This window comes from Tardiphaga sp., from assembly GCF_044336785.1.
In the GTDB taxonomy this organism is placed as follows: domain Bacteria; phylum Pseudomonadota; class Alphaproteobacteria; order Rhizobiales; family Xanthobacteraceae; genus Tardiphaga.
In genome coordinates, this window is record NZ_JBIIOT010000089.1 from 1 (window position 1) to 20,898 (window position 20,898).

General features: G+C 63.7%; 20 protein-coding genes and 1 pseudogene. 14 read left to right on the forward strand and 7 right to left on the reverse strand.

Annotated elements, in window-relative coordinates; translation table 11 throughout:
- Positions 1-17 precede the first annotated feature (17 nt).
- The gene (gene fabD / locus ACIQ2A_RS20615; RefSeq protein WP_398482801.1) at positions 18-971 is read right to left on the reverse strand and encodes an ACP S-malonyltransferase; all 954 of its coding nucleotides are present in this window, start codon (positions 969-971) and stop codon (positions 18-20) included.
- Positions 972-1,342: 371 nt separating this feature from the next.
- On the opposite strand from fabD, the gene rpsF reads away from it, so the two are divergent.
- The 4 genes from rpsF to rplI all read left to right on the forward strand — a co-directional run bounded on the left by rpsF (position 1,343) and on the right by rplI (position 3,836).
- Positions 1,343-1,798: a 30S ribosomal protein S6 gene (rpsF, locus tag ACIQ2A_RS20620; protein WP_398482803.1), complete on the forward strand. Its 456-nt coding sequence runs from the start codon at positions 1,343-1,345 to the stop codon at positions 1,796-1,798.
- Between the two features lie 5 nt (positions 1,799-1,803).
- Positions 1,804-2,043 (forward strand): 30S ribosomal protein S18, encoded by a 240-nt coding sequence (rpsR, locus tag ACIQ2A_RS20625; protein ID WP_011158623.1) that lies wholly within the window; start codon positions 1,804-1,806, stop codon positions 2,041-2,043.
- Between the two features lie 203 nt (positions 2,044-2,246).
- Positions 2,247-3,200 carry a hypothetical protein gene (locus ACIQ2A_RS20630; protein WP_398482805.1) on the forward strand — a complete coding sequence of 318 codons (954 nt, stop codon included), beginning with the start codon at positions 2,247-2,249 and terminating at the stop codon, positions 3,198-3,200.
- A gap of 51 nt (positions 3,201-3,251) precedes the next feature.
- Entirely contained in the window at positions 3,252-3,836 is a 585-nt protein-coding gene (rplI, locus tag ACIQ2A_RS20635; protein WP_398482807.1) for a 50S ribosomal protein L9, read from the forward strand.
- A 175-nt stretch (positions 3,837-4,011) separates the two neighbouring features.
- Here rplI and ACIQ2A_RS20640 read toward each other — a convergent pair whose 3' ends face one another.
- The gene (locus tag ACIQ2A_RS20640) at positions 4,012-4,872 is read right to left on the reverse strand and encodes a hypothetical protein (RefSeq protein ID WP_398482809.1); all 861 of its coding nucleotides are present in this window, start codon (positions 4,870-4,872) and stop codon (positions 4,012-4,014) included.
- Between the two features lie 292 nt (positions 4,873-5,164).
- Here ACIQ2A_RS20640 and ACIQ2A_RS20645 point away from each other — a divergent pair, with 292 nt between their 5' ends.
- A complete protein-coding gene (locus tag ACIQ2A_RS20645; protein WP_398482811.1) occupies positions 5,165-6,415 on the forward strand; it encodes a class I SAM-dependent methyltransferase in 1,251 nt (416 codons plus the stop codon).
- A 3-nt stretch (positions 6,416-6,418) separates the two neighbouring features.
- Here ACIQ2A_RS20645 and ACIQ2A_RS20650 read toward each other — a convergent pair whose 3' ends face one another.
- Entirely contained in the window at positions 6,419-6,628 is a 210-nt protein-coding gene (locus ACIQ2A_RS20650; RefSeq protein ID WP_398482813.1) for a hypothetical protein, read from the reverse strand.
- Between the two features lie 367 nt (positions 6,629-6,995).
- Between ACIQ2A_RS20650 and ACIQ2A_RS20655 the strand changes: the two genes are divergently transcribed.
- On the forward strand, positions 6,996-8,501 hold the full coding sequence (locus ACIQ2A_RS20655) for a replicative DNA helicase (protein WP_398482814.1): 1,506 nt from the start codon (positions 6,996-6,998) through the stop codon (positions 8,499-8,501).
- 203 nt (positions 8,502-8,704) lie between these two features.
- Positions 8,705-9,829 (forward strand): alanine racemase, encoded by a 1,125-nt coding sequence (alr, locus tag ACIQ2A_RS20660; RefSeq protein ID WP_398482816.1) that lies wholly within the window; start codon positions 8,705-8,707, stop codon positions 9,827-9,829.
- Between the two features lie 5 nt (positions 9,830-9,834).
- On the opposite strand, the gene ACIQ2A_RS20665 is transcribed toward alr, so the two are convergent.
- Positions 9,835-11,403: a hypothetical protein gene (locus ACIQ2A_RS20665; RefSeq protein WP_398482818.1), complete on the reverse strand. Its 1,569-nt coding sequence runs from the start codon at positions 11,401-11,403 to the stop codon at positions 9,835-9,837.
- Between the two features lie 131 nt (positions 11,404-11,534).
- On the opposite strand from ACIQ2A_RS20665, the gene ACIQ2A_RS20670 reads away from it, so the two are divergent.
- Positions 11,535-12,263 carry a sulfite exporter TauE/SafE family protein gene (locus ACIQ2A_RS20670; protein WP_398482820.1) on the forward strand — a complete coding sequence of 243 codons (729 nt, stop codon included), beginning with the start codon at positions 11,535-11,537 and terminating at the stop codon, positions 12,261-12,263.
- 266 nt (positions 12,264-12,529) lie between these two features.
- Here the strand turns inward: ACIQ2A_RS20670 and ACIQ2A_RS20675 are convergent.
- Positions 12,530-12,829 (reverse strand): annotated as a pseudogene (locus ACIQ2A_RS20675) (hypothetical protein); the annotation flags it as partial.
- Between the two features lie 217 nt (positions 12,830-13,046).
- Here ACIQ2A_RS20675 and ACIQ2A_RS20680 point away from each other — a divergent pair.
- From ACIQ2A_RS20680 to ACIQ2A_RS20705, 6 genes are all read left to right on the forward strand, one after another.
- Positions 13,047-13,577 carry an amino acid synthesis family protein gene (locus ACIQ2A_RS20680; protein WP_398482822.1) on the forward strand — a complete coding sequence of 177 codons (531 nt, stop codon included), beginning with the start codon at positions 13,047-13,049 and terminating at the stop codon, positions 13,575-13,577.
- Positions 13,578-13,732: 155 nt separating this feature from the next.
- Complete coding sequence (radA, locus tag ACIQ2A_RS20685) at positions 13,733-15,187, forward strand: DNA repair protein RadA (RefSeq protein WP_398482824.1); 1,455 nt, start codon at positions 13,733-13,735, stop codon at positions 15,185-15,187.
- A 224-nt stretch (positions 15,188-15,411) separates the two neighbouring features.
- A complete protein-coding gene (locus ACIQ2A_RS20690; protein WP_398482826.1) occupies positions 15,412-16,041 on the forward strand; it encodes a CvpA family protein in 630 nt (209 codons plus the stop codon).
- A gap of 77 nt (positions 16,042-16,118) precedes the next feature.
- Positions 16,119-17,612 (forward strand): amidophosphoribosyltransferase, encoded by a 1,494-nt coding sequence (purF, locus tag ACIQ2A_RS20695; protein WP_398482829.1) that lies wholly within the window; start codon positions 16,119-16,121, stop codon positions 17,610-17,612.
- A gap of 243 nt (positions 17,613-17,855) precedes the next feature.
- Complete coding sequence (locus ACIQ2A_RS20700; RefSeq protein ID WP_398482831.1) at positions 17,856-18,599, forward strand: SDR family NAD(P)-dependent oxidoreductase; 744 nt, start codon at positions 17,856-17,858, stop codon at positions 18,597-18,599.
- 201 nt (positions 18,600-18,800) lie between these two features.
- Positions 18,801-19,904: a hypothetical protein gene (locus ACIQ2A_RS20705; protein ID WP_398482833.1), complete on the forward strand. Its 1,104-nt coding sequence runs from the start codon at positions 18,801-18,803 to the stop codon at positions 19,902-19,904.
- A gap of 101 nt (positions 19,905-20,005) precedes the next feature.
- Here ACIQ2A_RS20705 and ACIQ2A_RS20710 read toward each other — a convergent pair whose 3' ends face one another.
- Both ACIQ2A_RS20710 and ACIQ2A_RS20715 read right to left on the reverse strand, forming a co-directional pair.
- Positions 20,006-20,404, reverse strand: a complete 399-nt coding sequence (locus ACIQ2A_RS20710) for a hypothetical protein (RefSeq protein WP_398482835.1) — start codon at positions 20,402-20,404, stop codon at positions 20,006-20,008.
- 225 nt (positions 20,405-20,629) lie between these two features.
- Positions 20,630-20,898 (reverse strand): outer membrane protein (locus ACIQ2A_RS20715; protein ID WP_398482837.1); only part of this gene is annotated, 269 nt, incomplete at its 5' end.

Sequence of the window (20,898 nt, forward strand, 5' to 3'; positions counted from 1 at the left end):
GGAGAGATGAAGACACGTCACTTCGCTGCGGTCAGCGCGTCCTTGGCAGCAGCAATATCGTTCGGCCCACCCACCGGCGTGCCGACTGCGCCTTCCGCGATACGCTTCACGAGCCCGCTCAACACCTTGCCGGCGCCGATCTCCAAGAATCGCGTGACGCCCTGCCCGGCCATATAGGCCACGGATTCGCGCCAGCGCACGGTGCCGGTGACCTGCTCGATCAGGCGGCGGCGGATCTCGTCGGGATCGGTGATGGCCGAAGCCAGCACATTCGACACCAGCGGTGCTGCGGGCTTGTTGATCGTGACCTTGGCGAGTGCTTCCGCCATCACGTCAGCGGCGGGCTGCATCAGGCTGCAATGGAACGGCGCCGACACCGGCAGCAGCATCGCGCGCTTGGCGCCCTTGGCCTTGGCGATTTCGACGGCGCGGTCCACCGCAGCCTTGTCGCCGGACACCACGACCTGGCCACCGCCATTGTCATTGGCCGCCTGGCAGACCTGCCCTTGCGCCGCCTCGGCGGCAACCGCGACGGCGGTCTCGTAATCGAGGCCGAGCAGCGCGGCCATGGCACCGACGCCGACCGGTACGGCCTTCTGCATTGCCTGGCCGCGGGTCCGCAGCAGGCGGGCGGCATCGCTGATGGAGAGGCTGCCAGCCGCGGCCAGCGCCGAATACTCACCGAGCGAATGGCCGGCCACGAAAGCCGCGTCCCTGGCCAGCGAAATACCGGCCTCGGTCTCCAGCACGCGCATGGTGGCGAGCGAGACGGCCATCAGCGCCGGCTGGGCATTCTGGGTCAGTTGCAGGGTTTCGGCCGGACCGTCCCAGATGATCGCGGTCAGCTTTTCGCCGAGCGCCGAATCGACCTCGTCGAATACGGCTTTGGCGACGGGAAACGCATCCGCCAGGGCCTTGCCCATGCCGACGGCCTGGGAACCTTGTCCGGGAAATGTAAATGCTGCGGTCATCGGCTCGCCCCGGTCTCGCTTTGTCGGTTAACCTGCTGAAAACGTGCGCCGTAAGACACTGGCATGACCGGCGATGTCAAGTTGCAGCGCCAAAACCGGGTTCCAGGCGGGATTCCCGGACCACCCGTCCGGCGTGCGCAATGACGTCCCTTTCCCTTGCCATTCCGGCAAAAATCCGTATAAGGCGCCGATCCGCAGATCCCGGCCGGGAGCTGAACGGACGGTCACAGCACAATCCATTCACAGATTCTGTTGAGATAGGGCCAGTCGGCCCGTCGTCCCGTGCTTCCGCCTTCTGAGCAGTCGAGTCCTTTCCGAAGGGTTCGAAGGGCTTGCCGCCGGGTGATGCGCTAACACTGGAAAGGACTCCCATGGCTCTCTACGAGCATGTATTCCTCGCGCGTCAGGACGCGAGTGCGCAGCAGGTGGAAGATTTCACCGCGCAGATCACCACCATCGTCGAAGGCGCTGGCGGCAAGATCACCAAGACCGAGAATTGGGGCGTGCGCTCCCTCACCTACCGCATGAACAAGAACCGCAAGGCTCACTTCGTTCTGCTGAACATCGATGCACCGTCGGCCGCGATCGTCGAGATCGAGCGCCAGGAGCGCATCAATGAAGACGTCATCCGTTACCTGACCACCCGTGTCGAAGAGCACGAGGAAGGTCCGTCGGCGATGATGCGCAAGGCCGATCGCGATCGTGAACGCGACGATCGTCCGGGTGGTGGTTTCCGTGGCGACCGTGAAGGCGGTTTCCGTGGCGATCGTCCGGACCGCGGCCCGCGCCGCCCGCGTGACGACAACGAAGCATCGGTTGAGGAGTAAGAAACATGGCTGAAGCTGGTGCACGTCGCCCGTTCTTCCGTCGCCGCAAGACCTGCCCGTTCACGGGAGCCAATGCGCCGAAGATCGACTACAAGGATAGCAAGCTGCTGATGCGTTACGTGTCCGAGCGCGGCAAGATCGTGCCGAGCCGCATCACGGCCGTATCCGCCAAGAAGCAGCGCGAGCTGGCCCGCGCCATCAAGCGCGCCCGCTTCCTCGGCCTGCTGCCCTACGTGATCCGCTAAGGACACCCTCGTCGTTCCGGGGCGCGCCTTAGCGCGAACCCGGAACCTCGAAATAGCTAAAACACTGAGTGATTCCGGGTTCGCGCCCCAGCGGCGCGCCCCGGAATGACAGTTTCAGATTTTCTCATAAGGCTTCCGGGTCGTCCGGTTGCCGATGGTTGGGGCGAAATGCTCCTAACCGCTCAAAGGGGGCGGGACAGCTGATGATCTCCAGTCTCCTCATCGCGCTTGCCGCGGGCGCTGCCTCCGCCGTGATGTTCGCCTCGATCGTCTCGGGCGCGCTGGTCTCCATTTTCCTGTTTTATCTTGCCCCGCTCCCGCTGATGGTCGCATGCCTCGGCTGGGGACCGATGACGGCCACGATCGGCGGCATTGCAGCTGCGACCTCGCTCGGCCTGCTGTTCGGCATGGGCTATCTCGCCATCTTCGCCATCACGATCGCGCTCCCCGCCTGGTGGCTTGGCCATCTCGCACTGCTCGGCCGCACGGTCGAGGCGCCGGCATCGGTGATGGGCAATGCCGAACCGCGGACCGAGTGGTATCCGATCGGCCGCATCCTGCTGTGGATCGCCGTGTTCGCCTCCATCACCACGATGGCCGCGCTGCTCACCCTCGGCACCGATAGCGAGACGATTTTGGGCGCGCTGAAGCGCTCCTTCGCGCGCATCATGTCCGGGCGCACCGAAGGCGACACCGACAATATCGCCAATGCGATTGCGATGATCGCGCCGTCGGCCGCATCGGTGGTCGCGATCATCACGCTGACGCTGAATCTCTGGCTTGCCGGCCGCATCACCGCGACCTCCGGGCGTCTGAAGCGGCCGTGGCCGGATCTGCGCACGCTTGCGCTGCCGTCGATGACGCTGGTGGCACTGTGCATTGCGATTGCGCTGACGTTCCTTGGCGGCATTGTCGGCCTGTTCGCGCAGATCGTCTCGGCGACGCTGCTGATGGCCTATGCCCTCACCGGCTTTGCAACGCTTCATGCGCTCACGATTGGCATGCGCAGCCGCACACTCGTGCTCAGCATGATCTATGCGATGGTTCTGGTACTCGGCTGGCCCATGCTGGTGCTGGCCTGTCTCGGCCTCGCCGATGCCTTTTTCGGATTTCGCCAACGCCTCGGCGAACGTCGACCGCCAGAGACGGCGGCCTGACAACAACTTCACCTCAACTCACATTGAACAGACAAACGAAGGAGATCTAAAATGGAAGTCATTCTGCTGGAACGCGTCGCCAAGCTGGGCCAGATGGGCGAAGTCGTCCGCGTCAAGGACGGTTACGCCCGTAACTTCCTGCTCAAGCGTGGCAAGGCGCTGCGCGCCACCGCCGACAACCGTGCCAAGTATGATGGCATGAAGGCCGACCTCGAAGCCAACAACATCAAGGCCAAGGGCGAAGCCACCAAGGTTGCCGAGCAGATCGACGGCCGCAACGTCGTCGTCATCCGCCAGGCGTCGGAAACCGGCCAGCTGTTCGGCTCGGTCTCGGTGCGCGACATCATCGCTTCGTTCGAAGCCGATGGCATCACCTTCGCCCGCAGCCAGGTGCTGCTCGATGCCCCGATCAAGACCATCGGCCAGCACAAGATCTCGATCGCCGTGCATCCGGAAGTCGAAGTCAGCGTCAGCGTCACCGTGGCCCGTTCGGAAGCTGAAGCCGAGCGCATCAACCGTGGCGAAGACATCTCGTCCCGCAAGGATGACCAGGACGCTGCCGCCGAAGCCCTCGCCGCTGCCGGTGAGTTCTTCGATCCGGAAGCCCAGGGCGGCGACGACGAAGACAACGGCTAAGCCCGACGCGCTCGTAGGATGGGTTGAGCGCAGGCGCGACAGCGCCGGAGCGACAACCCATCAGCCGAGCTTGCGGCGCTGACAGATGGGTTTTCGCTCCGCTCAACCCATCCTACGACCCTCGCAACAACGAAAAAGCCCGGCCTCACGGCCGGGCTTTTTTATTTGTCGCTCACTACTCTGCGGGCTTCGCGGGCTCTGACGGCGCCGCTGCGGGCGGCGGCGAAGCCGGAGCGCTCGGTTCGGGCTCCTTCGGAGCCGGCGTCACGGCTGGCACCGGATCCGAGCGGGTCGCCGGCGGCGTCTCTGCCTTTGGCTCCGGCTTTGCCGCTTCTGCAGGCTTGGGCTGTTCGACCGGCTTTGGCGGAGCAGCTTCCTTTGGCTCGGATTTGGCCGGCTCGGGCTTGTCGGTCTCGGGCTTTCCGTCGTGCTTCGGCTCGTCCTTGACGGTGTCGGCCTTCGGCTCTTCCTGCTGCCGGCGGTTCTTCTTGCCGGCCTTCTGCTTCTGGCCGGCCGGACGCTCAGTCTCGGCCGCGGCAGGTGCCTGCGCTTCCCCAGCCGGAGCGGCCTCGGCGGGCGGCTGGCGCTTGGTGCGGCCGCGACGTGGTGCCTGTTCTGCGGGCGCTGCTGCATCCGCACCGGGCTGGGCCTGCGGACGCTCAGCCGCAGCCGGACGCTGGCGACCCGCGGGAGCCGCATCGGCAGGTGCTGGCGCTTGCTCACGCGACAATTCGCGACCCTGGCGGGTCAGGTTGTCGTCGTTGCCCCGGCGACCGACGGCAGCACCACCGCCCGCGCCATTGGCGATGACATAGGCACTCATGACCTTCGCCATGTCGCTGCTGGTTGTGTAGTGCTGGCGCAGGAAGCCCGGCAGCTGCCCTGGCGCCACGCTCTTGAGGAGGCCACGGGCGCTCTTGTGACAGACGCCGCAATTGCCGTTGAACAGCTGCGCCGGCGATTTGCCGGCCTCAAGGTTCTGGGCGAAGGCGGGCGCGATGAGGGAGGAAGGTGCCGCGAAGCCAATCAAAAGCATCGCCGTCGCTAAACTGAGCGCTCGGCCCAACATTTCAGTCTCCGAAATACAATTTGTCTAACCTGAATCTCTTGTAGCCGAATGCGCCGCGAATGGAAGCGGTCGGGCGATTCAAGCCTGTGCGCGAAACTGTGATCGCGGCAAATTGTATGGCGGCAATGCGACGGACGCATTGGCAGAGCCGGCGCCGCCTACCTATCATGCCATTTCTAGGGAGACAGTTGATCTCGTGCGGGGCGTTTGACGACGCTGATGCGCCGGGCACGCGATCGGATCATTGGAGATGATTTCGATGGACCGTCTGCTGCGTTTCTTCCTGGACCGTTACATCCGCCGCGGGGCGCTGACTTTCATCACCGCGGCCGGCAAGTCTTTTACATGTGGCGACGGCACCGGCGACCCGGTCACCGTCCGCTTCAAGACAAAAGCAGCCCAGCGCCGGCTGTTGTTCGACCCCGAGCTCGCGCTCGGCGAACTTTATATGGAAGGCGAACTCGTGATGGAGCGCGGCACGATTGCCCACCTCCTCGCCATCGCCCTCTCCCAGCCAGATCTGTCGCCACGCTGGGCCAAGTTGCAATATTGGCTACGTTATCTGCTCCGCCCCGCCAAGCAGTTCAATCCGCGCAAGCGGTCGCGCAACAACGTCGCCCATCACTACGATCTCGATGCCCGGCTATATTCGCTCTTCCTCGATCCCGACCGACAATATAGCTGCGCCTATTTCGACGGCCCCAGCACGTCGCTGGACGAGGCCCAGCTCGCCAAGAAGCGCCACCTCGCCGCAAAACTGCTGATCGAGAAGGGCCAGCGCGTACTCGATATCGGCAGTGGCTGGGGCGGGCTCGGCCTGTATCTGGCCGAGATGACCGGCGCCCGCGTCACCGGCGTGACGCTCTCAACCGAGCAGCTCGAGGTCGCCAATGCCCGGGCCGCCGAGAAGCAACTCGCGGGTTGCGCCAAATTCCTGCTGCAGGACTATCGCGATATTCCCGGCCCGTTCGACCGCATTGTCTCGGTGGGGATGTTCGAACATGTCGGCATCGATCACTACGACACCTTCTTCAAACGTTGCGCCGAACTGCTGAGCCCGGACGGCGTGATGGTGCTGCATTCCATCGGGCGGCCGGAAGGTCCCGGCATCACCAATCCGTGGATTACGAAATACATCTTTCCAGGTGGCTACATTCCTGCCCTTTCCGAAGTACTGCCGGCAATCGAGCGGGCAGGCCTGCTGGTCTCGGACATCGAAATCCTGCGCCTGCACTATGCCGAGACGCTCAAAGCCTGGCGCGAACGTTTTATGGCGCGGCGAGACGAAGCGGTGCAGCTCTACGACGAGCGCTTTGCGCTGATGTGGGAATTCTATCTGGCGTCGTCGGAAATGTCGTTCCGCAAGCAGAACACAATGAATTTCCAGATCCAGCTCACACGCCGCCAGGACGTGGTGCCGTTGACGCGGGACTATATCGGCCGAGAGGAAGCGCGCCTTGTGGCGGTGGAGCGGGCCATTTCGCCCAAGCTCCAGATGGCGGGGGATTAACGCTCAGAACGACAGTTCAAGAAGTTCGACTCGCCGGGTGCCCCCGAGGCGCGCCACTGTCGCGGCCGGCCGCTGCAGGCGCGCCATGGCGGCGGACAACAACGCCTTGTCGCATGGCTCGTCGTGAAGCTGCTCGGCACGCTCGAATGTGCCCACCAGCTTGGACAACCACATCGTATCATCGGCTGCCGTAAACGGCTGACCCTGACCCATCGATCTGTCCTTACGCCTCTGTCGCCCGCACTTGTGCACGTGGCTTCGTTGCAGTCTCAACGCCCGATCCGGCAACCGGTTCCGGGTGTTGCAGCATTGCAATCCCTGTTCTTGTTATAAGTGAGACATCTCGCCATCCGGTTCAGTTCCATCCAGCGATTTTCCGGGTTCCTTTAAGGGTCCGTTGAGGAACCGGGCACCGGCGGCGCCGGGAACGCGTCAAGCGCCGATTGACCGAAGCCTGTGATTTCCCCCAACCCGCAGTGTGAATCGTGCATAAGGGCACAGCATGCTTCCCCTGCCCGCGCCATTGCGCTTATGTCCGGGGCCGCGCATCCGCCCCATTTGAACAAAAAAATCGAGCATCATGGCCGCATCCGATTCCAACGTCCTCAAGCTCGCTCCCGACGTGAATTCGCCTGCCTATCGCAGCGCGCCGCATAATATCGAGGCCGAACAGGGCGTTCTCGGCGCCATGCTGGTGAACAATGACGCCTTCTATCGTGTCTCGGACTTCCTGAAGGCCGAGCATTTCTACGAGCCGCTGCACCAGACGATTTTCGATACGGCCGCGAGCATCATCCGCGCCGGCAAGATCGCCACCCCGGTGACGCTGAAGACCTTCCTGCCCGCCGATACCGATCTCGGCGGCATGACCGTCGCCCAATACATCGCCCGCCTCGCGGCCGAGGCGACGACGATCATCAATGCGCAGGACTATGGCCGCAGCATTTATGACCTCGCGATCCGCCGCCAGCTGATCGGCGTCGGCGAGGACATGGTGAATGTCGCCTATGACGCGCCGGTGGACTTTGCCCCGCGCGCCCAGATCGAGGATGCCGAGCGCCGCCTCTACGAACTCGCCGAAGCCGGGCGCTATGACGGCGGCTTCCAGCGCTTCTCGCAGGCCATGACCACCGCGCTCGAAATGGCGGCCAATGCCTATCAGCGTGATGGAAAGCTCTCCGGCGTCTCCACCGGCCTGCGCGATCTCGACGCCCGCATGGGCGGGCTGCAGCGCTCCGACTTGATCGTGCTCGCCGGCCGTCCCGCCATGGGCAAGACCTCGCTCGCCACCAATATCGCCTACAATATCGCCGCCGCCTATCAGGCCGAACTGCAGCCGGACGGTACCAGCAAAACCGTCAATGGCGGCGTCGTCGGCTTCTTCTCGTGCGAAATGTCGGCCGAACAGCTCGCCACGCGTATTCTGGCCGAGCAGACCGAGATTTCGTCGAGCCTGATCCGCCGCGGCGGCATCACCCAGGACCAGTTCGACAAGGTCCGCGACTACACCATCAAGCTGCAGAACCTGCCGCTTTATGTGGACGAAACCGGCGGCCTCTCCATCTCGCAGCTCACCGCCCGCGCCCGCCGCCTGAAACGGCAAAAGGGCCTCGACGTCATCATGGTGGACTACATCCAGCTGCTGCAGGGCTCGGGCAAGCGCTCGGACAACCGCGTGCAGGAAGTCACCGAAATCACCACCAACCTCAAGGCACTGGCGAAGGAGCTCAACGTCCCGATCATCGCGCTGTCTCAGCTGTCGCGTCAGGTGGAAAACCGCGAAGACAAGCGCCCGCAGCTCGCCGACCTGCGTGAATCCGGATCGATCGAGCAGGACGCCGACGTGGTGATGTTCGTCTATCGCGAGGAATACTACCTGCAGGCCAAGGAGCCCAAGGCAGGCACGCCAGAGCACGAAAAGTGGCAGCTCGACATGTCGATGGTGCACGGCAAGGCCGAAGTGATCGTCGCCAAGCAGCGACACGGCCCCACGGGCGCTGTCCCCCTGCAGTTCGAAGGCCAGTTCACGCGATTCAGCGACCTCGCCGAAGGCGACCGTTACATGCCGGCGGTGTCTCACGAGTGATTTGGTCGCGGCGACATAACGCCCCGTGAAAGGTCATTGCCTGCCCCGCTGTCATTACCCGCGAAAGCGGGTAATCCAGTAGACACCGGCACTGTTGATCCTCACATTGGCCGGTGTTTACTGGATCGCCCGATCAGGTCGGGCGATGACAACCGATAGCGATCCCGCCACGCGCGGGCGGATCTATCGCCTGGGACTCGCAGATGACCGAAGACACCACCCTCGCCCCCACAGCCATCGGCGTGCTCACCATCGACCTCGACGCCATCGCCGCCAACTGGCGCAAGCTGGAGAAAGCCAGCGTCCCGGCCGAATGCGGCGCGGCTGTCAAGGCCGATGCCTATGGCTGCGGGATCGACCGTGTCGTCCCTGCCCTTGCCAAAGCCGGCTGCAAGACCTTCTTCGTCGCCACCATCGATGAAGCCCGCGCCGCGCGTGCGGGCGCGCCGGACGCCGCCATCTATGTGCTCAATGGCCTGTCGCCGAATGCCGGCGATGCGCTTGCTGCCATCAATGCGCAGCCCGTGATCGGCGATCTAAACGAACTCGCCGAATGGGACATGTTCTGCCGCCGCACCGGCTGGACCGGCGGCGCCGGCATTCATGTGGACACCGGCATGAGCCGGCTCGGTCTGTCGCTCGATGAGGCCCAGAGCCTCGCCCCACGCATCGCCTCCGGCAATCACGGTCTGACGCTGGCGATCAGCCACCTCGCTTGCGCCGAGCAGCTCAGCAATCCCATGAATCCGAAACAGGTCGGCGCCTTTCGCGAGGTGTCGCACCTGTTTTCCGGCATCACCTCGTCGCTGGCGAATTCCTCCGGCATCTATCTCGGCCCGAGCTATCTGTTCGACATGGTGCGGCCGGGGGCTGCGATCTACGGTGTCAATCCGACGCCGGAAGCCGCCAATCCGATGCTGCCGGTGATCGACCTCAAGGCGCGCATCATCCAGACCCGCGACGTGCCGCGCGGCGACACCGTCGGCTACGGCGCCACCTGGACGGCGCGGCGCCCGACCCGCCTCGCCATCATCGCGACCGGCTATGCCGACGGCTATTTTCGCGCGGCGGGGAGCAATGATGGCACGCGCGGTGCCGAAGTGGTGATCGCCGGCCAGCGCTGCCCGATCGCCGGCCGCATCTCGATGGATCTGATCGCCGCTGACATCACCGACCTGCCGCAAAACGCCGCTCGTCGCGGCCACATGGCCACGCTGATCGGCGAAGGCCTCACCGTAAATGACCTCGCGCATCACTTCGGCACCATCGCCTATGAAGTGCTGACCAGTCTGGGTCGCCGCTATCAGCGGGTCTACACAGGCGGCTGAGCCAATCAGCGCGGCTGCACGCGATACAGAACCGCATACGGCGTCGTCGTCACCGCGGCCAGTCCCGCGATGTCTGGAAGCGGCGTCGGCGCATCGATCAGCAAGAGATAGTCGAAATTCCTGCGCCAGCTCTTGATGTAGCCCGCCGCCAGACCATCATCGCCCTGCAGATACGGCAGATCGATCGGCTCATCGAGCGGGTTCGATATCGCTTTGTACGGCGGTAGGATGTCGATCGGCTGCTGCGTGGGATCGGCGAACATCAGCGGCCAGAATGCCTTGCGTTCGATCGCCAGCAAGGCGCCGAGTTGTCCATCGAGCCGATAGGCGCGTGGCAATACGCGGGCTGGCTTCGGTGTTTCCATGACCTTGCCGGTCTGCCCGCGCGCCACCAGCACCTTTGCGCCGGGCTCGACAGCGCCGATGGCCGCACGCACATCCGCCAGATCGCCGCGATGCGCGATCCATGTCGATGCGATGTAGCCGCTCCTCACGCCGATCAAGACGGCGAACAGTGTGCCGACGACGATCGCGCCGCGCCTGCCCGGTCGCGGATCCATCGTCGCGAAGGCGACCAGGGCGATCATCAGCGCCAGCCGCATATCGACAAAGGTGCCGTCCTTGATGGTCGACGGCGCGATCACGAAAATCAGGCCGAGTACACCGAGCGCGAGCCCTGCTCCCGGCGCCCACCGCGCCCCGTCCCGCAACAGGACGAACACGGCGAACACTGTGAGCCCGCTCACCAGGGTCAGGCCGATATTCGTCGTCATCACCGGAGCAAACAGCGCCCATAGTTTGTGGATGCCACCCCACTCGCCGATCGTCATCCGCCCGTCTGCCAGCGGGCACAGCACGAATAGCAGCACCGCAGGGATCAAGGTGAGCGCAAGACGCAAGCCAGCTGCAAACATCGCGCGCATGAAAGGCTGCCCGGCCCCCCTTCGGGTCCACAGGCGTGCCGCCTCGTCGGAACCGATCAGGAGCGCGAACAGGATCACGCCGAACAGATGCGTGAAAAAAATCACCGCTACGAGCAGTGCGCCGACCACCGTCGCGGACCAGACGTTGCGCCGTCGCAGCGTGAGCCAGATCGCAGCAAAGCCCAGTGCGAGCCCCAGCGAGAGCAGGAAATTCATGAAGCCGAAATGAAAGATTCCGCTGGTCGCGATCACGCCCGACGCCAGCGGCCATAAGGCAAAGCGGCCGAAGGCGACGCGGTGATACGCAACGACGCCAATCACCGGTGCAAACAGGCTGAGCGCGAGCAGCAGCCGTCCGCCGACATGAACGGGCAGGACTTTCAGCAGCGCCGTGCCCAGCACATCCATGCCGAGATTGGGCACGATGCGCCAGTGCGGAACGTAGATGCGCGAGAGCGTGGGATCGTCGGGATGCGCCAGCACGAAAATGCGCGCCAGATGATTGGGATAATCGAGCACCGGCGGCACATCGACCAGGAACAATGGCAATGCCAGTGCGATGGTCAGCGCCAGCGCCGCGAGCAGCCACAGGCGGTCCGGCCACCGGCCGCTGATGGCCGCGTGATCGGAAAGCGCGCCGGATGCGTTCATGAGTAATGTCGCCTTGTTTCGGCCCAGGATGGCGGAGGCGGATTGAGATCCCGTCAACAGGTGACCGATCCCGGAGAATCGTGGTGAGGTCGATGTCCGATCACCATTTATGCCGGGCGCCGGGGCCTTCATTGTCGTTCATTTTTGTCTGCGCCGTCGGCCTGCTCGCCGGCACCATTTCCGGCATCGTCGGCACCGGCTCGTCGATCATGCTGATGCCGGTGCTGATCTATGAATTCGGCCCCAAGGAAGCCGTGCCGATCATGGCGGTCGCCGCCGTGATGGCCAATCTCTCGCGCATCATGGCGTGGTGGCGCGAGATCGACTGGCGCGCGACCTTCGCCTATTCGATCACCGGCATTCCGGCCGCAGCGCTTGGCGCGCGCACGCTGCTGGTGCTGCCATCGCAGGCCGTCGATCTCACCATCGGAGTGTTCTTCATCGCCATGGTGCCGCTGCGGCACTGGCTGGCGCGGCGCTCCTTCACCATAGCTCTTTGGCAACTCGCGCTGGGCGGCGCCATCATCGGCTATCTCACCGGCATCGTCGTCTCCAGCGGTCCATTGAGCGTGCCGCTGTTTCTGTTCTACGGCCTTGCCAAGGGCGCCTTTCTCGCCACCGAGGCTGCGAGTTCGCTGGGCCTCTATCTCAGCAAATCCATCACCTTCCAGCGCTTCGGTGCCCTCGATCTCGATGTGCTGGTGAAAGGCCTGATCGCCGGCGCCTCGCTGATGTTCGGCGCCTTCATCGCCAAGCGCTATGTATTAAAGCTCAGCGTGGAGACATTCCGGCGCATCATGGACGGCATCATGATCGTGGCAGGCATCAGCATGGTGCTGTCGGGATTGCGGCTGGTTTAAACTCGTAGCCGTAGTTGAGCGCAGCGAAAACCCATCGGCCGAACGATGCTGCGGGCTCCGCCGATGGGTTATCGCGCTTCGCGCTCAACCCATCCTGCAGCCGCAAAAACAAATCGGCCGCCTTGCGGCGGCCGATTGATCGTTCAAACTTTGCGGTTGGCTCAGTAGCCGTAGCGTCCGTAACCGCCACCATAGCTGTAGCCGCCGCCATAGCTTGCGCCGTAACCGTAGCCGCCAGAGCTGGCGCCGAAGCTGAAGCCGCTATTGCAGGTCGAGCAACCCGTCTGCACCTGAACCGGTGCGTAGTAAACCTGAGCCGGCGCGACCTGCACGGTGCGCTGCTGGGTGGCGTACTGCGCCGGGATGCGGCGATATTCGGTGCGCGCCGGCGCGACCATCACGGTCTTCGGCACCATCACCGTGCGATACTGGGCCGGACGGTGACGACGCACGGTGTGACCGGGCGACACCATCACGGTGCGCTCCACCGTGCGATATTGCGGCGGGATCACCTGCGGCTGATAGCAGGTGGTGCAGCCGGCCTGAGCCATGCTGGGAATCGCCATGCCGGCGACAGCAACGATTGCGGCAATAATTGATTTTTTCATGATCGTGTCCTGTGCGAAGGCCGTATTGCAAACGAGTTCGGATCGCTTTCGGACACGAGATTTAAATGACCCACACCGCGGGTCAACGCGGAGTTGTTATTTACCTTGACGAACGTCGTTAAGAGGACGTGACAATCAATCATCAACCACTCGGCTCATGGTCCACGGAGTTATTATGAAGATTCATCGTCTCACGACCATCAAGGACTGCGTTCTGATTGAAGGCGGGCACGATGCCACAGCGCACACAACGCGCGTGGCGGCCTGTGCGGTCGTCGCCAATCCGCTGGTGGGCAGCGCGCATGACGATGTCAGCGAACTCTTTCCTTTCGGCGCCGAACTCGGAGCATTGTTGGTCAAGGAAGCGCTCGCCCTGCTACCCCGCCCGGCGATCTGCTACGGCAAGGCTGCGATTGTCGGCACGTCCGGAGACATCGAGCATGGCGCAGCGGTGCTCCATCCGCGCATGGGCAGACCCATGCGCGATGCCATCGGAGGCGGCGCTGCGCTTATTCCTTCCAACGTCATCATCGGCGCGGTTGGCGCCACGCTCAATGTGCCGATCGGCCACAAGGACGACCCATGGGCGCTGGATTTCATCGACACCATCGACGTCACCGTCGGTCATGCGCCGCGGCCGGACGAAATCCTGGTGATCGTGGCACTGGCCGATGGACCGAGACCACGTCCGCGTCTTGGCAAATAAGCATAGTGTGTCGCTGACCATCTGATCTGGGCAGCGCCTCGGCCACACCGAGGTGACCGCCTCCGCCACCAAAAGAACAAAACGGGATCGACGCAGGGGCGAGCCTCGCCTACACTGGGCGTCAGCAACAGTCCCACCACGAGCGATTCCACCTCATGGCCAAATCCGCCCCCTCCTTCGTCTGCCAGAATTGCGGCGCCGCCTATAACAAATGGCAGGGCAAGTGCGAGGCGTGTGGCGAGTGGAACACGCTGGCCGCCGAGGACAGCGCCACTGCCATTCCGGTCTCCGCGCGGTCGAAGCGCAAGGGACGCACCTTCAATCTCGAAAGCCTGACCGGCACCAGCCAGGATGCGCCCCGCATTCCGTCCGGCATGGGCGAACTCGACCGCGTCACCGGCGGCGGTTTTGTGCGCGGCTCCATCATCCTGATCGGCGGCGATCCCGGCATCGGCAAATCGACGCTGCTGACCCAGGCGACCTCCATGATGGCCCGCGCCGGCCACCGCGTCGTCTATATCTCCGGCGAAGAAGCCGTGGCGCAGGTGCGCCTGCGCGCCGCCCGGCTCGGTCTTGCCGACGCGCCGGTGCAACTCGCATCCGAGACCTCGGTGGAAGACATTGTCGCCACGCTGTCCGAAGGCACCGTGCCGCGGCTGATCGTCATCGACTCGATCCAGACCATGTGGACCGACACGGTGGAGTCAGCACCGGGCACCGTCACCCAGGTTCGCGCCTCCGCGCAGGCGCTCATTCGCTTTGCCAAGAAGACCGGCGCCACCATCATCCTGGTCGGCCATGTCACCAAGGACGGCCAGATCGCCGGCCCCCGCGTGGTCGAGCATATGGTCGATGCCGTGATGTCCTTCGAAGGCGAAGGGTCGCAGCAGTTCCGCATCCTGCGCGCGGTGAAGAACCGCTTCGGCCCCACCGACGAGATCGGCGTGTTCGAGATGACCGGCCTCGGCCTGCGCGAGGTGTCCAACCCGTCCGAACTGTTCCTGTCCGATCGCGATCTCGGCTCGCCCGGCACGGCGGTGTTCGGCGGCATGGAGGGCACCCGTCCCGTACTCGTCGAATTGCAGGCTCTGGTTGCTCCAACCACGCTCGGAACACCGCGACGTGCCGTCGTCGGCTGGGATTCATCGCGCCTGTCGATGGTGCTCGCGGTGCTGGAAGCCCATTGCGGCGTGAAACTGTCGGGCTACGACGTCTATTTCAATGTCGCCGGTGGCTTGCGCATCAACGAACCCGCCGCCGACATGGCGGCGGCCGCCGCCCTCGTCTCCTCGCTCTGCAATGCGCCATTGCCCACCGATGCCGTCTATTTCGGTGAAATCTCGCTGTCCGGTGCGGTGCGCCCCGTCGCCCAAACGTCTGCACGGCTGAAAGAGGCGGCAAAACTCGGCTTCGGCCGCGCCGTGCTGCCGGAGGCTGCACGCGGCGATCCCGGCGGCGATGCAGGCCTCACGCTCAACAGCATCGGTAATCTCACAACTCTCGTCGCCGAAATCGCCGCTCGCGGCGTCAAGCCGGCGCGCGATGGCGGCAATACCACACAGTCGGACAAAAACGCCCCGCCCGCCCGTTTCCGGCGTGAGAACGGGTGACGGTTGCGTGACCTCGTCCGCGTGGCCCGCTATAGAAAACCTGCGCTAAAAACGTGACCATCGCGCAACGCTTCGTTCAGGTTCTTCTCCCGAAGCGGAACAATGGTGTGAGGTGCGGCCTGCAGGCGGTTTTCCGCATCTGTGAGACGTGCCATATCACCGTCACTTGAACTGGCAGCCTTCCTGCCGATTCGCGTTTCTGACCAAGCGGACCAGACCCGACGATGCCGATTACCATTCTCGACCTTGTCCTGCTCGGCGTCATGCTGATCTCCGGCCTGCTCGCAATGGTGCGCGGCTTCATGCGCGAGATCCTCTCGATCGCGGCCTGGGGCGCCGCCGCGCTGGTCACGCTTTACGCGTTCCCGAAGGTACTTCCTTCCGCCAAATCCTATATCGCCAACGACACCATCGCGACCGCCGCCACCATCGGCGGCCTGTTCGTGCTGACGCTGATCGTCGTCTCCATCATCACCGTGCGCATCTCGGACATGATCCTGGACTCGCGCATCGGCGCGCTGGATCGCACCCTCGGCTTCCTGTTCGGCCTCGCCCGCGGCATGCTGATCGTGGTGGTCGCCTTCCTGTTCTTCACCTGGCTGGTTCCGGACAAGCAGCGTCCGGACTGGGTCACTGGCGCAAAATCGCGCGTGGTGCTCGAATCCACCGGGAACTGGCTGATGTCGCTCTTGCCGGATGACCCTGAAAACACCATTTTGAAGAAGTTCAAGAAGAACAAGCCTGAAGACGAGTCGACGGAAGCGGCGCCGGACGCTCCGGGGGGAAATGATGGCTATTCGAAGCCGGCACGCGACAGCTTGAAGAAGCTGATCGACAAACCCGCGGGACGCTGATCCGTCCCGAGCTTGAACTGACTGCGCGAATGCTCGTGCGTGGCACGGCTCGCGACAACAGAGGCGCGGTACATCCGATGCAGAATTCTTTCGACGACGGCGCGGCCCATAACAGCTTCGACGTGGACGACGATCTTTCCGGCGACATGCTGCGCGAAAAATGCGGCGTGTTCGGCATCTACGGACACCCGGAAGCCGCCGCCATCACCGCGCTCGGCTTGCATGCGCTTCAGCATCGCGGCCAGGAAGCTGCCGGCATCGTCGCCTTCGACGGCAAGCGCTTCCACTCCGAACGCCGCCTCGGCCTTGTCGGCGACACCTTCTCCCGCCGCGAGGTGATCGAACGCCTCCCCGGCAATGCCGCCATCGGCCACACCCGCTATTCCACCACCGGCGAAACCATCCTGCGCAATGTGCAGCCGCTGTTCGCCGAACTGAATGCCGGCGGCTTCGCCGTCGCCCATAACGGCAACCTCACCAACGGCCTGACTGTCCGCCGCGAGCTCGTGAAGAACGGCGCGATGATGCAGTCCACCACCGACACCGAGGTGATCCTGCATCTCGTCGCCCATTCCAAGCGCAACCGTTTCATCGACCGTTACATCGAAGCGCTGCGTGCCATCGAAGGCGCCTATGCCCTCGTCTCGCTGACCAACAAGAAACTGGTCGGCGCCCGCGACCCGCTCGGCATCCGCCCGCTGGTGCTCGGTGAACTCGACGGCTGTCCGATCCTAGCCTCGGAAACCTGCGCCCTCGACATCATCGGCGCCAAATACATCCGCGACATCGAGCCCGGCGAAGTGATCGTGTTCGACGACAAGGGCGCGCAGAGCCACAAGCCGTTCGCGCCGCAGCCGCCGCGCCCCTGCATCTTCGAATATATCTATTTCGCGCGTCCGGATTCGATCAATGACGGTCGCTCGGTCTACGACACCCGCAAGCGCATGGGCGAAGAGCTCGCCCGTGAAACGCATGTGGAAGCCGATGTCGTCGTGCCGGTGCCGGATTCCGGCGTCCCTGCTGCGATCGGTTATTCGCGCCAGTCCGGCATTCCGTTCGAACTCGGCATCATCCGCAATCACTATGTCGGCCGTACCTTCATCCAGCCGACCCAGAGCGTGCGCGAACTCGGCGTGCGGATGAAGCATTCGGCCAACCGCGCCGCCATCGCCGGCAAGCGCATCATCCTGATCGACGACAGCCTGGTGCGCGGCACCACGTCGAAGAAGATCGTAAAGATGATGCGCGATGCAGGCGCCACGGAAGTCCACTTCCGTATCGCTTCGCCGCCGATCACCCATCCCGATTACTACGGCATCGACACCCCCGATCGCGCCGGCCTGCTGGCCGCCACGCATTCGCTGGAGCAGATGCGCGAACTGATCGGCGCGGACTCGTTGGCTTTCGTCTCGGTGGACGGCATCTACCGCGCCATGGGCGAGCCCGGCCGCAACCCGGCCCAGCCGAAATTCGCCGATCACTGCTTCACCGGCGATTACCCGACCCCGCTCACCGATATGAGCGAGATCGACGATCCGCGGCAGCTGTCGCTGCTGGCGGAAGCGAGCTAACTCGGACCGTAGGATGGGTTGAGCGCAGCGAAAACCCATCGGCCGAACGATGAGGCAAGCTCCGCTGATGGGTTATCGCTCCGGCGCTTTGCGCCTCCGCTCAACCCATCCTACGTCGAAGCGATTTGCGCTCCATCAATCACCGTCATGGCCGGGCTTGTCCCGGCCATCAACGTCTATAAAACAGCGGCAAAGACGTGGATGCTTGGGACCAGCCCGGGCACGACGGAGTGAAGCTGCAACATGACGACAAAACCCCTCGCCTCCCGTATCGCCCTCGTCACCGGCGCCTCGCGCGGGATCGGCTATGCCACCGCCATCGCGCTCGCCAAGGCCGGTGCACACATCATCGCGGTCGCGCGCACACAGGGCGGGCTTGAAGAACTCGACGACGCGATCACGGCAGAAGGTGGCACCGCCACACTGGTGCCGCTCAGCGTCACCGACTGGGACGGCGTCGCGCGCCTCGGTGCCGCACTGCATGAGCGCCACGGCAAGATCGACATCCTGATCGGCAATGCCGGCCTTGCCGGGGCATCCTCGCCGCTCGGCCATGTGGAGCCAAAATCCTGGAACGAGACCATGGACGTCAACGTCAATGCGAACTTCCAGTTGATCCGCTGCATGGAGCCACTGCTGCAGCAATCCGATGCCGGCCGCGCCGTGTTCATCACGTCAGGCACCGCCAACAAGGCCTCGGCCTATCGCGGCCCCTATGCGGCCTCGAAGGCCGCGCTGGAAGCGCTGGTGCGCGTTTGGGCCAACGAGACCGCCACGACGCCGTTGCGCGTCAACCTGTTCAATCCCGGCCCGATCCGCACCCATATGCGCGCCATCGTCATGCCCGGCGAAGATCCGGAAACGCTCGACACGCCGGCGCAGGCCGCCGAGGCGATCCTGCCGCTCTGCCTGCCGTCATGGACGGAGACGGGGAAGTTTGTGGACTACAAGACCGGCAAGGTGATGGGTTTTCATCCGCCGTCGTAAACCTCTCTCCCTGTCATCGCCCGGCTTGACCGGGCGATCCAGTAGACTCAGTTTGAGCGGTGGATACTGGATCACCCGGTCAAGCCGGGTGACGACAAGTAATCGCGCTGCGCTACTTGCGCATCGCACATTGCACTCCTGCCCATCCGGGCTACACTTCCTCCCAAGCGGGACAAACCCGCATCACATAGGGAGGTCGTCATGGCATCACGCCTGCGCGCGTTCGCACTTGCTGCAACATTCACCCTCACCGCTTTCTCCGCCCGCGCCGCCGATATCCCGCGCTTCGAGGTCGAAGCCTCCTGGCCGAAGCCGCTCCCCAACAACTGGATCCTTGGTCAGGTCGGCGGCATCACCACCGACAAGAACGGCCATGTCTGGGTGATCCATCGTCCGAAATCGCTCACCGATGACGAGAAAGGCGCCTCGCTGAATCCGCCGCGTTCGAAGTGCTGCATCTCCGCGCCGCCCGTGCTCGAATTCGATTCCGAGGGCAATCTGCTGCGCTCATGGGGCGGCCCCGGCGAAGGCTATGAATGGGTCGGTCGTGAGCACGGCATCGAAGTCAGCGACGACGGCTTCGTCTGGGTCGGCGGCAATGAGGCCAATGACAACGCCATCCTGAAATTCACCCTCGACGGCAAGTTCGTGATGCAGATCGGCAAGATCGCGCCGAGCAAGGGCAGCAACGACACCACGCAACTCGGCAAGCCCGCCGAGACCGCCATCGACAAGGATGCCAACGAGATCTATGTCGCCGACGGCTACGGCAATCGCCGCGTCATCGTGTTCGATACCAATACGGGTGCCTACAAGCGGCACTGGGGCGCCTATGGCAACAAGCCGAATGACGACAAGCAGGCGCCCTATGACCCCAACGCGCCGGTGTCGCAGCAATTCGCCAATCCCGTTCATTGCGTGAAGATCGCCAGCGACGGGCTCGTCTATGTCTGCGACCGCATCAACAACCGCGTGCAGGTGTTCAAGAAGGACGGCTCCTTCGTGAAGGAGTGGTTCTACGAGAAGGCCACGCTCGGCAATGGCGCGGTGTGGGATCTCGCGGTATGGCCCGATCCGAAACAGACTTGGCTACTGACGGCGGATGGCGAGAATAACGAGATCCGCGTCATCAATCGCGACGACGGCAAGGTGGTCGGCACGCTGGGACGAAGCGGCCGCAATGCCGGCCAATTCCACTGGATTCACGCCATGGCGGTGGACGTGAAGGGCAATGTCTATACGGCCGAAGTCGATACCGGAAAACGCATCCAGAAATTCAAACTGGTCTCGGATGCATTGAAGTAATCAGTCGTAGGGCGGATGAGCGCAGCGTCATCCGCCGGCCGGGTTCATGGTTGAAACTCCGCCGGCGGATAACGCTTACGGCTCATCCGCCCTACGATCTACTACCTCACCGGCCGGACAACCTTGACCTGCTGATCGCCATCATTGCGGATGGATGAGCCGATCAGCGCGCCGACGGCGCCACCAATGATCGCGCCGGCCGCGACATCACTGTCACCACGATCGGGGCGACGGCTATATTCCGGTGGCGGAGGCGGACGGCGATCATATTCCGGCGGCGGTGGGCGGCGGTCATACATCGGCGGCGGTGGCGGCGGGCCACGATCCTCATAGTAACCGCGCGGGCCACCGTCGAAATCCTCGACGCAGCCGCCACGGCGTTCGCTGAAGCGCATGCCCCGGCCGCAGCCGTCACGCACCTGCAGCACATGCGTTTCCGCGGCATTGTCCTTGGCAGGCATCAGCGGCGCCGCTTGCACGCCGGTGAGCGAAGCGCCCATCGCGGCGATCGCCCCAAGCAAAAGGCATCGTGTTTGAGAGAGCGGATATCGACCGATCATATGAAATTCCTTGTTCTGGCAATGGCTGCAAATCAGGAATGACAGTCGATCATTTCGGTTAAAACTTTACGGATCGCTCCGAGCCATGCGCATCTCACTGCGTACATGCTGGAAACGAAAAAGCCCGGCCTTTCAGCCGGGCTTCAATTCTCAACGTTTCCGAGCTTACCAGCCCATGCCGCCGAACTTGTAGTTCAGGCCGGCGCGAACGATGTGACCGTCGTTCTTGAAGCTGGAGATATAGCCACCAGAGCCGGCCACGCCCGGCAGGATCGGAACGGTGACGTCATTGGTGCCGAGATCGTAATAGAGATACTCCGCCTTGACGGTCCAGTTGCCGGTCCAGGCGTGCTCGATGCCGCCGCCGACGCTGTAGCCGGTCTTGGTGTTGCGCGTGCTGCCAGCGAATTGCGCGACATTCGCAGCGTTGTTGA